At 71.5% G+C, this 13,500-nt stretch carries 12 protein-coding genes and 1 tRNA gene; 6 read left to right on the forward strand and 7 right to left on the reverse strand.

The features are described 5' to 3' along the window. Positions 1–2: 2 nt before the first annotated feature. Positions 3–773, reverse strand: a complete 771-nt coding sequence (locus tag AB0K10_RS06495) for a CPBP family intramembrane glutamic endopeptidase (protein ID WP_363680595.1) — start codon at positions 771–773, stop codon at positions 3–5. 144 nt (positions 774–917) lie between these two features. Between AB0K10_RS06495 and AB0K10_RS06500 the strand changes: the two genes are divergently transcribed. Then, on the forward strand, positions 918–2,033 hold the full coding sequence (locus tag AB0K10_RS06500; protein ID WP_363680597.1) for a globin domain-containing protein: 1,116 nt from the start codon (positions 918–920) through the stop codon (positions 2,031–2,033). Positions 2,034–2,103: 70 nt separating this feature from the next. Here AB0K10_RS06500 and AB0K10_RS06505 read toward each other — a convergent pair whose 3' ends face one another. Then, entirely contained in the window at positions 2,104–3,633 is a 1,530-nt protein-coding gene (locus AB0K10_RS06505; RefSeq protein WP_363680599.1) for a peptide deformylase, read from the reverse strand. A 332-nt stretch (positions 3,634–3,965) separates the two neighbouring features. On the opposite strand from AB0K10_RS06505, the gene AB0K10_RS06510 reads away from it, so the two are divergent. Beyond that, entirely contained in the window at positions 3,966–4,742 is a 777-nt protein-coding gene (locus AB0K10_RS06510) for an IucA/IucC family C-terminal-domain containing protein (protein ID WP_363681391.1), read from the forward strand. Between the two features lie 61 nt (positions 4,743–4,803). Here AB0K10_RS06510 and AB0K10_RS06515 read toward each other — a convergent pair whose 3' ends face one another. Beyond that, a complete protein-coding gene (locus tag AB0K10_RS06515) occupies positions 4,804–6,633 on the reverse strand; it encodes a hypothetical protein (protein WP_363680601.1) in 1,830 nt (609 codons plus the stop codon). Between the two features lie 211 nt (positions 6,634–6,844). On the opposite strand from AB0K10_RS06515, the gene AB0K10_RS06520 reads away from it, so the two are divergent. Continuing rightward, positions 6,845–7,555: a class I SAM-dependent methyltransferase gene (locus tag AB0K10_RS06520; RefSeq protein ID WP_363680603.1), complete on the forward strand. Its 711-nt coding sequence runs from the start codon at positions 6,845–6,847 to the stop codon at positions 7,553–7,555. A 120-nt stretch (positions 7,556–7,675) separates the two neighbouring features. Here AB0K10_RS06520 and AB0K10_RS06525 read toward each other — a convergent pair whose 3' ends face one another. Then, positions 7,676–8,218 (reverse strand): YbhB/YbcL family Raf kinase inhibitor-like protein, encoded by a 543-nt coding sequence (locus AB0K10_RS06525; RefSeq protein ID WP_363680605.1) that lies wholly within the window; start codon positions 8,216–8,218, stop codon positions 7,676–7,678. A gap of 143 nt (positions 8,219–8,361) precedes the next feature. Here AB0K10_RS06525 and AB0K10_RS06530 point away from each other — a divergent pair, with 143 nt between their 5' ends. Continuing rightward, positions 8,362–8,517, forward strand: a complete 156-nt coding sequence (locus AB0K10_RS06530; protein ID WP_363680607.1) for a hypothetical protein — start codon at positions 8,362–8,364, stop codon at positions 8,515–8,517. A 3-nt stretch (positions 8,518–8,520) separates the two neighbouring features. Here AB0K10_RS06530 and AB0K10_RS06535 read toward each other — a convergent pair. Further along, positions 8,521–8,610 (reverse strand) — tRNA-Ser (locus AB0K10_RS06535). Positions 8,611–8,902: 292 nt separating this feature from the next. Here AB0K10_RS06535 and AB0K10_RS06540 point away from each other — a divergent pair. After that, positions 8,903–9,880, forward strand: coding sequence for an NAD(P)H-quinone oxidoreductase (locus tag AB0K10_RS06540; protein WP_363680609.1), 978 nt, complete (start codon positions 8,903–8,905; stop codon positions 9,878–9,880). Here the strand turns inward: AB0K10_RS06540 and soxR are convergent. Then, positions 9,863–10,318, reverse strand: a complete 456-nt coding sequence (soxR, locus tag AB0K10_RS06545; RefSeq protein WP_363680611.1) for a redox-sensitive transcriptional activator SoxR — start codon at positions 10,316–10,318, stop codon at positions 9,863–9,865. The genes AB0K10_RS06540 and soxR overlap by 18 nt on opposite strands. A 48-nt stretch (positions 10,319–10,366) precedes the next feature. Beyond that, positions 10,367–11,074 (reverse strand): glycosyltransferase family 2 protein, encoded by a 708-nt coding sequence (locus AB0K10_RS06550; RefSeq protein WP_363680613.1) that lies wholly within the window; start codon positions 11,072–11,074, stop codon positions 10,367–10,369. A 124-nt stretch (positions 11,075–11,198) separates the two neighbouring features. On the opposite strand from AB0K10_RS06550, the gene AB0K10_RS06555 reads away from it, so the two are divergent. After that, complete coding sequence (locus tag AB0K10_RS06555) at positions 11,199–13,397, forward strand: glycosyltransferase family 39 protein (RefSeq protein WP_363680615.1); 2,199 nt, start codon at positions 11,199–11,201, stop codon at positions 13,395–13,397. Positions 13,398–13,500 lie beyond the last annotated feature (103 nt).

Here is a 13,500-nt window from a genome sequence, read left to right on the forward strand (position 1 = left end):
GGTCACAGCCAGGTGAACCAGTCGCGGGGCAGCAGCGCGTAGCCGACGAAGGCGACCACGTCGAGCACTGTGTGCGCGATGACCAGCGGCAGCACCCGACGGGTCCGCAGGTAGAAGAGGCTGAACACGACGCCCATGATCGCGTTGCCGACGAACGCGCCGAAGCCCTGGTAGAGGTGGTAGCTGCCGCGGAGCAGCGCGCTGGCCGCGATGATCGCGGCGAGCCGCCACTGGAGCTGGCGTAGCCGGGTGACCAGATAGCCGACCACGATCACCTCCTCCAGCACGGCGTTCTGCACGGCGGAGAGGATCAGCACCGGAACCGCCCACCAGACGTGCGGCAGGGCGGCCGGCACCAGCGTGGCGTTGATGCCGAGGTGCGCCGCCGCCCAGAACAGGGCCAGGCCGGGCAGGCCGATGAGCGCGGCCAGGCCGGCGCCCCGGGCCAGGTCCTGGCCGGGCCGCCGCGCGTCCAGGCCGAGGGTCCGCGCCGGGTCGCCGGGGTCGCGGCTGAGCAGGTGTACGGCGAGCAGCACGGGCAGCAGCGCGAAGACGATGCCGAGGAGCTGGTACGTCAGGTCCAGCCAGGGGCGGGCCGACGCGGAGGTGTTCAGCGAGGCGGTCTGCTTGGAGAGCGGGCCCTCGGCGGTCAGCTTCGCGATGATCGAGACCACCGCGTAGACCGCGGACTGGCCGAGGGACAGGCCGAGGACCAGCAACGTCTCGGTCCCCAGCAGCCGGCGGGACACCGGACGGGTCAGCTCAACGGTCACCGCCCCACTGTGCCCGACGGACGGCCTGGCGGGCACGCCTGATCGGCCGGCGTGAACCGATCGCACATTCTGTGCGACCAGTGTGCACGCTCCGTGGAGATTCTATGAGCGCCCGATCCGCTGCCGTCTGGAGAAGGAGCACCGGTGGACAACGTCGCACGGTTGCTGAAGGAGAGCTGGACCCTCGTCGAGGAGGACCGGGACCGGCTGAGCGGGCACTTCTACGCTCGGCTGTTCCTGCTCGACCCCGCCCTGCGGCAGCTCTTCCCGGTGCAGATGACCGGCCAGGGTGACCGGCTGCTGGAAGCGATCATCACGGCGATCCACACCCTGGACGATCCGGAGGGCTTCGACGAGTTCCTCCGAGGGCTGGGCCGCGACCACCGCAAGTACCACGTGGCCGACCGGAACTACGCGACGGTGGGAGTGGCCCTGCTGGACGCGCTGCGCAGCACCGCCGGCGGCGGCTGGAACCTGGAGTACGACCAGGCGTGGCGGGACGCGTACGCGGCGATCGCGGCGCGGATGATGGCCGGGGCGAGCGACGACGACAACCCGCCGTTCTGGCACGCCGAGGTGCTGACCCACGAGCGGCACGGCTCGGACATCGCCGTGCTGACCTGCCGGGCCCTGCAACATCCGCTGCCCTGGCGTGCGGGCCAGTACGTCAGTCTGGAGCTGCCCCGCTTCCACCCGAGGGTGTGGCGGAACTACTCGGTGGCGAACGCCCCGAACGACGACAACGTGCTGGAGTTCCACGTACGCAGCCCCGGCGCGGGATGGGTGTCCGGGGCGCTGGTCCGCCGGGTGCAGCCCGGGCACCTGCTGCGCCTTGCGGCACCGATGGGGTCGATGACCCTGGACCGCGCCTCCGAGAGGGACATCCTCTGTGTCGCCGGCGGCGTCGGACTGGCCCCGGTCAAGGCGCTGGTGGAGGAGTTGATCACCTACAACCGGACGCGCTGGGTGCACGTGTTCTACGGCGCTCGGCACGCAAGGGACCTGTACGGGCTGGACGGCCTGCGGGAGCTGGTGTCCGCGTACCCGTGGTTGTCGGTCACCGCGGCGTGCAGCGACGAACCCGACTTCGACGGCGAGGTGGGCGACATCCCCGACGTGGTGGCCCGGTACGGCCCGTGGACGACGCACGACTGCTATGTCTCCGGTTCGGCGCAGATGGTCCGGTCGACGCTGCGGGTGCTGGCCGCGGACGAGGTGCCGCCGCCGAACATCCGCTACGACACGTTCGGCGAAATCTAGACGTTCCTCCCCCCACACCGGGGCGCGTGCCCCTGCCCCCTGGGGCACGCGCCCCGGTCCCCCTCGTCGCTCAGTAACGCCAGGGTTGGCCCGTCTCCCGGTATTCCTCGACCGGCACCAGCGGCACGCCGGGCGCCATCCGGTCGACGTAGAGCCGCCCCTCCAGGTGGTCGATCTCGTGCGCGACGAGTCGGGCCATGCCGAACTCGAACGAGGTGATGATCCGGCTGCCGTCCCACTGGGCGTGTTCCACGTCGAGTCGCAGCGGTCGGGGCACCAGACCCCGGTGGTCGAAGAAGGAGAGGCACCCCTCGTACTGCTCGTCGGTCTCCGGGTCGGCGTCGACCACCCGGGGGTTGAGCAGGACGACCGGTTCGGCCGACCGGTCGGGGGGTCGGACCACGGCGGCGGCGCGGCCGATGCCGAGCTGCGGGGCGGCGATGCCCACTCCCTTGCTGAACTGGTGCAGCTCGTCGAGCCGGGACAGCGCCGTGGTGAGCCGGTCCACGACGTCCCGGGCCACCTGTTCCTCGCCGGGCAGGTCGAACTGCCGGACCTGCTGGCGGAGGAGGTCCGCGCCGCGCTGGACGATGCCGATCCCGCGCATCCGCTCGCTGGGGCGGACCCGGGTGCCGCCGGAGGCGACGTCCGGGTCGGTTTCCGGCCGCGCCCGAAAGCGCCACTGCATCCGATAGCGGGCGTTGAGCGGTGGGGCGTCGGTCTGCCAGTCGTAGATCGCCCGGTCGCCCTCGTCGCGGCGCTGCGGCGCCGTCCGCAGCGGGCCCTCCTCCGCGGAGAGCGAGGTCTCCGCGCCCCAGACCTGCGGGTCGAGGGCCGCCGGCAGATCCAGGCGTACGGCGAGGTGCCGGGTGGGCAGCCGGACGGCCCGCTGGAACCAGGGGCCCCACTTCTCGTGCCCGACGCTGTACGCGTACTCGATGATCGCCCGGTCACCGGGGTAGAGCGGGAAACGCCGTTCACCGTTCTCGAAGAGCAGCCAGATCTCCTTGAACGCGTCCCGGTCGTGCTTCGCCCGCCAGTGCATCGGCTCCGGGTCGCCGACGCCGTCGTCGCGGCGGGCCTGGAGTTGCAGCTCGGCGAAGGTGAGCGGGTGTTCCCGGTGGTGCCGGTTGGAGCGCCCGGGGTCGTTGGGGTAGCGGTCCACCGCGACGCGGACGAGGTAACGGGTGACCGGTTCGGTGCCGGCGTTGTACAGCTCCCGGTGGATGACGCACCGGTAGGCGTCGTCGGTGTGGGTGAGGGTGGCCAGTTCCCGTTCCACGACGAGGCCGGTGCCGGGAGGCAGCCACTGGCCGGGCAGCGAGGGCTCGCGGTGGGGTTGGCCGGTGCGGGCGTGCCGGAGGTCGTCGTACTCCCGGAAGCGTTGCCAGATCGCGCCACTGGCCTCCAGGACGGCCTCGGCGCGGCGGGCGAAGTCCTCGGTCGGGCGGTGTCGGCGCCCCTCGACGTGGCTGACGTAGGACGGGTCGAAGCCCATCAGGATGGCCAGTTGCTTCTTGGACAGGCCCCGCCCGGCACGGTGGCGGGCGAGCTCGGCCGCGAAGGAGTCGGCAGCACGTTCGAGGGGTGACGTCGTCATCGGCTTCCTCGTGGCCGGGAGTATTAGTTTCACGTTCCGTGGCGAAGCGCACACGTATCTGCCACCTTGTCGACACAACACTTGACAATCCACCGACGGTGATCGATCCTGCCGCGGCGTTTTCGGAGGCCGGGCGCGGGTAGTACGCCGGGGGGCGGAGCACTGCTCCCGCCGGGGGCCGGAGTGACCCGGACCTCCCGATCCGACCGAGGCAAGGCTTCCCTTAGACCGACGGGCGTGGTTAGGCTAGCCTTAGCTCAGGACGGCGCTTGTCGTCCGCCGGGGCATGTTCCCCGGTCACGCGGACGGGGGATGACACGGTGACAGCGGTGATGCCGAGGCGGGACGTGACCGCCACGCCGCTCGCCCCCGTCACCGCCGCGCTGCGGGCCATGTTCGGCACCGACGACCTTCCCGGTCTCGCCCGGGGTCTGGTGGTCGACGACGAGTTCGGCTGGGCACCCGCCACCACCCTGATCGACGGCACCCGCCTGCCGGAGCTGCTGGACGCGGCAAGCGTCCGCTGGGGTGGCACTCCGCACGCCTGCGCCGCGTTGGCCTGGAAGTCGTACAGCTACTGGACGGCACTGCCGGTCGTGCTCGGCTGGGCCTCGGCCCGCCGGGTGCCGCTGCTCGACCCCTCCGATGTGCTGATCCACTTCGAGGACCACAGGCCCCTGCTCACGCTGGGCCTGCGCCACGGCACCACCGTGGCGGTGCTGCCGAGCGACCCGCTGGCGCTCTCCGGCCTGCCGGAGGTGCGCGTCGTCGCCGGCGAGGTGGAGCTGCTGGCCGAGCTGCGTGCCTCCCTGCTCGACGCCCACCTGGCACCGCTTATCGCGGCGATCCAGGCGGAGGTGCGGGTGGGCACCCGTACGCTGCTCGGTTCGGTCGCCTCCGGCATCGCGCACGGCATCCTGCGGGCCGCGGACGCGCTGCCCGGCTCGACGGTGCAGAGCATCGACACCCTGCTCGGCGCGCTCGACCTTGCGGACCTGGTCGAGCTGGTGCCCGGCCCGACCGGTGAGCCGAGCGTGCAGCGACGCACCTGCTGCCTGGCCTTCACGCTGCCCAGCCCGAAGGTCTGCCAGGGCTGCTGCGTCCGCTAGGGCTGAGCCCGCGCGTCCGGCCCCGGGCCGAGCCCGCTCAGTCGGCCCGGACGCAGCCCGCTCAGTCGGTCAGCGTTCGGACGTCCCACACCCACACCCCGCCGGTGAAGGTTGGCTGAATCCCGGTCAGCTCGGTCATGCCGCGGCGCAGTTCCATCTCGTGCTCGTGCGGCCCGAGGATCACCACGCCGGCCCGCCAGTAGCGCAGGTCGTCGACCGCCTTGACCCGGCTCTGCGGGGTGATCGGCGGCACCGCGCCGGTCCGTCGGATGGTCGCGAAGAAGCTGCTGGTCGGCCGGGGCGGCGCGGTGAACAGCGCGACCTTCGGCGGCTCCGCGCTGGGGCGGGTGTCCGGTCCGAGGAAGTAGCCCCGGGCCAGCGGCATGTCCAGCCGGGTCGCAGCGGACCAGCGCAGCGGCTCCGCGTAGTTGGTGTCCGGCAGCGGCAACGTCACCACACTGCGCCCACCCGCCACGTACGGCCGCCACGCCCCGCTGGTCACGAAGGTGGGGACCGGGTCCAGTTGGACCACGGGCAGCGGGGTGGGCAGGATCGGCAGCAGGGCCATCGTCAACACGGTCGCGGTGGCGAAGCGGATCTGCGGACGGGCGGCCGGCCGCGCGCGGGCCAACTCGCGGGCACGCTCGGCGCCGTAGGCGAGCAGCACCCCGACGATCGGGGTGATCGCCAGCGCCCACCGGGTCGGCACCACCGAGTGCAGGATCGGCAGGTTCTCCAGCGCGGCCCAGGGCCCCGGCACGCCGGTGCCGTGACCGGCGAAGCGGATCTCCCGCCCGAGGGAGAGGACCGCGAAGAGCAGCCCGAGCCCGGCCAGCGCGAGCACCACCGCCGACCGTCGTAGCCACCAGACCAGGGCGACCACCAGCACGAGCAGCGACCACCCGAAGAAGCTGTTCTCCTCGGTCGGGTTCTTGGCCAGCCCGGCTGCGGTGCGCGGACTGCCGGCCAGCGACTCCCGGGAGTACGCGACGAACGAGGCCAGGTCGCTGGAGTACCCGCGGATCAGGCTGGACAGCCCGGAGTAGGCGCCGGGCCCGAAGAACTGGACATACAGCGGGTACGCCAGCAGCAGGCCCGCGACCACGGCAGCGACGGCGAGCCCGGCGAGGAAGGATCGGACCCGTGATCGCAGGGCGGGGCGGCCGACGGCCAGCGCGCCGACGATCACGCCGAGGCCGATCGCGGTCATCAGCAGGATCTCCAGATTGAGGAACGCCTGCCAGACGATCACCAGTGCGAGCAGCACCCCGTTGCGCAGCCAGCGGCCGGCGTCGGCGAGCCGCAGCGTACGCCAGATGATCAACGGGACGACGAACTGCGACACGATGTTCGGGTGCCCGTTGGCGTGCGACACCATGGCCGGCGCGAACGCGCAGAAGCCCGCGCCCAGCCAGGCCGGCCCCCGGGCCAGGACCAGGACGCGGGAGAGCAGGAAGTACCAGGCCGTGGCGGTGGCGATCATTCCGAGGGTGAGAAAGAGCAGGAATGCCGCACGCGGACCGAACAAAAGGGTGATTGGCGTCATTGGCAGCGAAATGGATAATACGGACGTATTCGCCATGAGGTTGACGCCGTCCGGCACGTTCATCCGATCGGAATGGAACGGGTACGCGAAATGCGTGACCACCCGCGCACCGTGCGCCATCATCCATTCGAACTGCGACTGGTCCGAGCGGTTGTCCCGCACTCCGCTGCCCGGGTCCCACCAGAGGCGCCCGGTGATCCAGAAGCCGAGCACCACGAAGCTCAATACGGCGGCCAGGTCGGCCCACTTCCCGTTGCGGCGCACCCGATCGCCGCCGCCGGCCTCCTCCACCGGCGACGCGGTGGCCGGGCCGTCGCCGGGCGCGTCCGGTTCGGGAGTAGTCATGACAATTCATAGGGTAGTCAGGCTATGGCGGTGCCGTGACATGTTTCGGGGTACTGCCGTACTATGTGCCGGGTTCGCCGACCGCCGATCACGTGCCCACCCCCCGACCGCAATTCGGCCAACCGCTCCCCCGATTCTTCTGCCATCCAAGCGGATGATTCACTCTGTCGGTCCAGGCACGGGTCGAGTTCATATCGTGAGGAATCGACGCATGGCAGAAATCACTGGGGATCAGCGCGTCCAGTCCGAGGTGCTGGAGGGGCTGGCAACGGCCGTCAACCACCGTCGCTGGTTCGTCGAGCTGGCGGTGCCCTACCTCGGTGACGACCCCATCGAGATCGGCAGCGGCCTCGGTGACTACGCGCTGGAGTGGTCGCAGCGGCTGCCCCGGTTCACCGCCACGGAGGCCGACCCCGACCGGCTGGTACAGCTCAAGGAGCGCCTCGCCGATCAGCCGGGCATCGACGTCCGACAGATGCTGCTGCCGCACAACGACCGGGGAAACTACAGCGCTGCGGTGTCGTACAACGTCCTGGAGCACATCGAGGACCACGTGGGCGCGCTGCGCAGCATGCGCGACCTGGTCCGCCCGGGCGGCGCGGTGATCATCATCGTGCCGGCATTCCAGTTCGCCATGAGCCCGGCGGACATCGCCACCGGCCACGTCCGCCGGTACACGAAGAAGACGCTCGGTACGGCGATGACCGAAGCCGGCCTGACGGTGGAGAAGATCCACTACGCGAACGCGCTCGGGTTGATCGGCTACTTCATGGCCACCAAGGTCTTCCGGCTGATGCCGAAGGAGGGGCCGATGGTCAAGGTGTACGACACACTCGTCCTCCCCGCCACGAAGGCCGCCGAACAGGTCGTCCGACCCCCGTTCGGCCAGTCGGTCTTCGCGGTTGCCCGCGTCCCCGCCTGACCCGTCCCAGCCCACGGCACGGTGCCGCGCGACATGATCCACTCCAGGTCGCCGACCTGGGGGCATCCAGACGCCTGGACACCCCCGTCTCGCCGGCCTGGGGTGGATCAGCCGCCGGGGTCACTCCTTGATCTGGTACGTCGGGCGGATCACCGCTCGCGCCAGGGTGTGGAAGGTCAGGTTGAAGCCGACGTAGGCCGGGCTCGCGTCCGGGGTGAGGTCAAGCCGGTCGACGTCCAGGGCGTGCACCGCGAAGACGTACCGGTGCGGGCGGTCACCGGGCGGCGGCGCCGCACCGCCGTACCCCTGCTCGCCGTAGTCGTTGCGGACCGAGAAGGCCCCACCCAGGTCGGAGCCCGCCGCGCCACCCGCGCCGCTGGGCAACTGCGTGACGCCGACCGGGACGTTCACCAGCACCCAGTGCCAGAAGCCGCTGCCGGTCGGGGCGTCGGGGTCGTAGCAGGTGACGGTGAAGCTCTTGGTCTCGGCGGGAAAGTCCGACCAGGTCAGCTGCGGGGAGACGTTCTCACCACCGGTGCTGCCATGCGCGTGCCGGGCGTCCATCGGCTCGCCGTTCTGCACGTCGTCACTCGTCAGGGTGAACGAGGGCACGGTCGGCAGCAGCTCGTACGGGTCCGGGGCGATCGGTCGTTCGAGGGTCATCGGGACGGCGTCCTTCCGGTGTGGGCGGATACCTGCCCTTCATACCCCGTTCCGGGCCAACCAACGACCGGATGCGTCGGGTGTCCGGCGTCACCGGCCGGACGCTATGGTGGGCAGCCTGCAACGTTCCACGGGGGGAATACTTGCTAGGGATCTGGCGCGACTTCCTGGTCGCCGTCGCCACCGCGCTACGCAGACCGAACGAGCAGGCGCTCGCCGAGGAGCGCCGCCGCGCGATCGAGCGGCTGGCCGACGAGACGATCCGCGCGAGCCGGCGGACGGTCGACCCATCGGAGTAGCGGTGGCGGAGGGTGTGGGATTCGAACCCACGAAGACATCGCTGCCTTACCGGTTTTCAAGACCAGCGCCATCGGCCACTAGGCGAACCCTCCCGGACCGGCACCCGCGGGTGTACGGCCGTGAACAGTCTGCCACGACACCCGCCGGCCGGCTCGGCGTCCCTCCCCGAAGTGCCGGCCAGGCGGTGGCCACAGCGTCCACTGTGGCGCGGATCGGCGTCACCTCGGACACTCGTCGCGGCGTGCAGCGGCGTGATCGACTCGGATTCCATGAAACCGGGGCGTCAGATCGCCATGGATGCCCCGGTTTCAAGGAACCCGGGACCGAAGGCCGCCCGACCGGGGCGCTCCTGCGGCCCACGGGCGCATCGGGTAAGACTGAGGCATGCGAGCCATCACCGTTCCGCAGCCCGGTGGACCCGACGCGCTGGTCTGGGCCGAGGTCCCCGATCCGGAGCCCGCTCCGGGCGAGGTGATCGTCAGGGTGCGGGCCAGTGGCGTCAACCGCGCTGATCTGCTGCAACGGCAGGGGCACTATCCGCCGCCGCCGGGAGCGCCCGCGTACCTCGGGTTGGAGTGCTCCGGAGTGATCGACGCGATCGGCCCGGAGGTGACCGGGTGGTCCGTCGGCCAGGAGGTCTGCGCGCTGCTGGCCGGCGGCGGGTACGCCGAGCGCGTCGCCGTGCCCGCCGGGCAGTTGCTGCCGGTGCCGGCCGGCGTCGACCTGGTCGACGCCGCGGCGCTGCCGGAGGTGGCCTGCACGGTCTGGTCGAACGTGGTGGGGGTGGGTCGGCTCGGCTCGGGTGACGCGCTGCTGGTGCACGGTGGGGGCAGCGGGATCGGCACGTTCGCGATCCAGTTCGGGGCGGCTCTCGGCGCCACTGTCCTGGCGACCGCCCGCACGGCCAAGCACCCTCGCCTGCGCGAGCTGGGCGCGGCGCACACGATCGACTACCGGGAGCAGGATTTCGTGGAGGAGGTCCGCAAGGTCACCGACGGCCACGGCGCGGACGTCATCCTCGACATCGTCGGCGCGTCCTACCTGGGCCGGAACGTCGCCGCGCTGGCGACCGGCGGCCGGCTCGTGGTGATCGGGATGCAGGGTGGTCGCAAGGCCGAGCTGGATCTCGGCGCTCTGCTGGCCAAGCGGGCCAGCGTCGCGGCGACCGCGCTGCGCTCCCGGCCGCTGGCCGAGAAGGCGGAGATCGTCCGGGGCGTACGCGATGAGGTGTGGCCGTTGGTCGAGGCCGGCGCGGTCCGCCCGGTGGTGGACCGGCGGCTGCCGATGGCCGAGGCTGCCGAGGCGCACCGGCTGGTCGAGTCGAGCGACCACGTCGGCAAGGTGCTACTCACCGTCGGGTGAGGTGCGGGGCAGCATGAGCCGGGCGCCGGGCCCCTCGCCGGCCAGCGCGTCCCCCGGGTTGTAGAGCGTGCAGCGTTGCAGGGACAGGCAGCCGCAGCCGATGCAGCCGTCCAGGTCGTCGCGGAGCTTGGTGAGCAGCCGGATCCTCTCGTCCAGCCGGCCGCGCCAGCTCGCGGAGAGCCGCTCCCAGTCCTGTGGGCTGGGGGTGCGGCCGCCGGGCAGCGACTCCAGCGCATCGCGGATCTCGTCCAGCGAGACGCCGACCTGCTGGGAGATCCGGATGAAGGCGACCCGCCGCAGTTCCGCGCGGGCGTAGCGGCGTTGGTTTCCGCCGGTGCGATCGGCGCGGATCAGACCGAGCCGCTCGTAGTAGCGCAGCGCCGACGGCGCGACGCCGGAGCGGACGGACAGCTCGCCGATCGTCAACGCGTCCTGCATCACCGGTCCCTTGAATTGAAGTGGACTTCAACTCAAGGTTAGCGGCGATCAGCGCGCGGACGAGACCGCGGGACGACGGCGTGCGCGCTCGCGACCGAGGATCCAGATCGCCTCGACGCCGTCCTTCCAGGTGATCTTCTTACCCTCTTCGCGGCCCCGCGCCCGGTAGCTGATCGGCACCTCGTACGGGCGGATCCGGCGGCGCAGCAGCTTGCCGGTCACCTCGGCCTCCATGCCGAAGCCCCGCGAGCGCACCTCCAGCGACCGGTAGAGCTCCACCGGCATCAGCTTGAAGCAGGTCTCCAGATCGCCGATGTACGAGTTGAACAGCACGTTGGCCGCCGTCGTGACGCCCTTGTTGCCCATCACGTACCAGAAGCTGTAGGCGCTGTGGCTGCCGAAGGTGCGATTGCCGTAGACCACCGTGGCCCGGCCGTCTAGCACCGGGTCGAGCAGCCTGGGGATGTCCTGGGGGTCGTACTCCAGGTCAGCGTCGAGGATGACCATGTAGTCGCCTTCAGCGCTGTCCACTGCCGTCTTGATGGCCGCGCCCTTACCGGCGTTGCGCTGGTGGGTGATGACCCGCAGGCGGGCGTCGTCGGTGCGACCGAGGATCTCGCCGGTGCCGTCCCGGCTGCCGTCGTCGACCACGACCAACTCGATCTCGCAAGGGTAGTCAACCGCCAACGCCTGCTTGAGGGCGTCTGCGATGCGTTCTTCCTCGTTGTAGACCGGCATGAGGATCGAGAGCTTCACGGGAATCTCCACGGTGGCGACGACACGTCGGGCATAGCCTAGCCCGGCGTGTCGGGCTGACGGTTGCCCCCACCGTCGGTCATTGGGCGGGACGGGTCCAGCCGAATGGTGTTTACTTCCCGCCATGTCGGCTGCCGGCTCCCTGCTCGCGGTGCTTCCCATCGCCTCGGTGCTCCTGCTCACGGTCGCGACGACACCGCGCGGGGTCGACCCGGTGGCGCCGTCTCGGCTCGCCGCGGTGCGCGCCGCCCTGGTCACCGGGGCGTACGCGGTGCTCGTCGTCGAGGTGCTCGGCGCGCTGCACGCGCTGACCCGGCCGGCGTTCGTCGCCGCCTGGCTGATCTACCTGCTCGCCACCGCGGCGGCGGTGGGCCTGCGCTGGCACCGGGACACCCCGCCCGCCGACGTGCCCGCGACACCCCGCCGGGTGCCGGTCGGCGCGGCGATGGCCGCCGGCGCCGGCCCGGAGACGTCCGCCCCGCTCGCCGACCGTGGCCCGGAGGGCGGGCACGACGCCGCAACGGTCCAGACCGGTGGGGTACGCGCCGGTCTGCGCGCCAGGGCAGCCGAGATCTGGCGTACGACGAGTCGGGGCGAGCGGCTGCTCGCGGGCACCGTAGGCGGGCTGGTGCTGCTGGAGCTGCTTGTCGCTCTGTTGGCCGAGCCGAACAACTTCGACTCGCAGACGTACCACCTGCCCAAGGTCGAGCACTGGGTTGCCCAGGGTGACCTGGACTTCTGGCCCACCGCCATCCACCGGCAGGTGACCATCCCACCCGGCGCGGAGTACCTGCTCCTGCACCTGCGTCTGCTCACCGGTTCAGACGCGCTGCACAACCTGGTGCAGTGGGCCGCCGGGGTGCTCTGTCTGCTGGTGGCCGCGCGGATCACCGCGCAGCTCGGCGGCGGCCGGCGCGCCCAGTTGATCACCGTGTTCGTGCTGGCGAGCACCCCGATGGTCGTACTCCAGGCGACCAGCACGCAGACCGACCTGGTCTGCGCGGCGTGGGTGGCGTGCGCGGCGACACTCGTCCTGGACGGGCTGCGCCGGCCGACCGGTTGGGGGACGCTGCTCGGTCTGGGTGCGGCCACCGGGTTGACGGCGGTGACCAAGACCAGTGGCCTCATCGCGGTGGGCCCACTGCTGGTGCTCTGGGGCCTGGCCCAGCTCCGGCTGGCCCGGGCCGCCCGAGCACCGGCCGCCGCTCGGATTCGGCCGGTCGGCGGGGTGGTCCGCGTCGCCGCCGGTTCGGCGCTGATCCTGGTGGTCGCGGCGCTTGTGGTCGGCCCGTTCCTGGCCCGCGTGAGCGCCGAGTTCGGGAATCCGCTGGGCCCGCCGCGGCTACGGGAGTCGATCCCGATGGAGCGGCACGATCCGGCGTCGGTACTTGTCAACGCGCTGCGGATCGGGCACACGGCGTTCGACACACCGCTCGCGCCACTGCGCAGCGCCAGCGCGGACGCCATCATCGACGGCGCGGACGCGATAGGCGTCGACCCCCAGGACCGGGCGATCACCTTCGGTCGGGAGGTCTTTCCGGTGCCCGCCTGGTACCCCGACGAGGACCGGGTGGCGTTCCCGATCGCCGGGACGGTGGCGTTGCTCGGCGCGCTGGTCGCGCTCGTCCGCCCGCGCCGGATCGACTCCGGGCAGGTGGGGCCGCTGCGGGCGTACGCCGTCGTGGTGCTGGCCACGGTGCTGCTGCACAGCGCGATGCTCAAGTGGCAGCCGTGGGGCAACCGGCTGCTGCTCTACGCCCTGGTCCTCGCCGTGCCGCTCGCCGGGCTGTGGCTGGACGCGCTCCTGCGCCGCCACGCCAGCCGTGCGACGAGCGCCGCCCCGACGACTGGCCGGGGGCGGCGATCGGTGGCCACTCGGGCGGTGGTCGCCGTGTTGGCCACCTCGGCGCTGGCCGGGGTGCTGGCACTGTCGTACGGCTTCCCGCGCCGGCTCGTCGGCTCCGGCTCGGTGTTCACCACCTCGGACTGGGACACCCGGTTCCTACGCCGGCCGCAGTGGGCCGACGAGTTCCGCTGGGCAGCGGCGGCGGTCCGCGACAGTGGCGCCCGACGGATCGGGCTGGTGGAGCAGAACGACAACTGGGAGTACCCGTGGTGGCTGCTGCTGCGCCAGCCGGACGGCCGCTCGCCGGACCTGGTGTCGTTGCAGTCGGTCCTGCCGGAACGGCCGCCGACCGACCCCGCCTCGGTGGACGCGATCGTCTGCACCGGCAGTCAGCCGGCCTGCGCGAAGCTGGTGCCGGCCGGCTGGCGGTTGGAGTTCCGCGGCTACGTGGGCTACGCCCTGCCGCCCAGCCGCTGATCGCCGGGCGCTCGGCCCGAACCCCTGCTTGATCAACACGGGTTCGGCGATGTCGGGGCATCACACCGACCGGGATGCGCCCGATTCACCGAACCCGTGTTGA

Source organism: Micromonospora sp. NPDC049274 (genome assembly GCF_040678875.1).
GTDB lineage: Bacteria > Actinomycetota > Actinomycetes > Mycobacteriales > Micromonosporaceae > Micromonospora.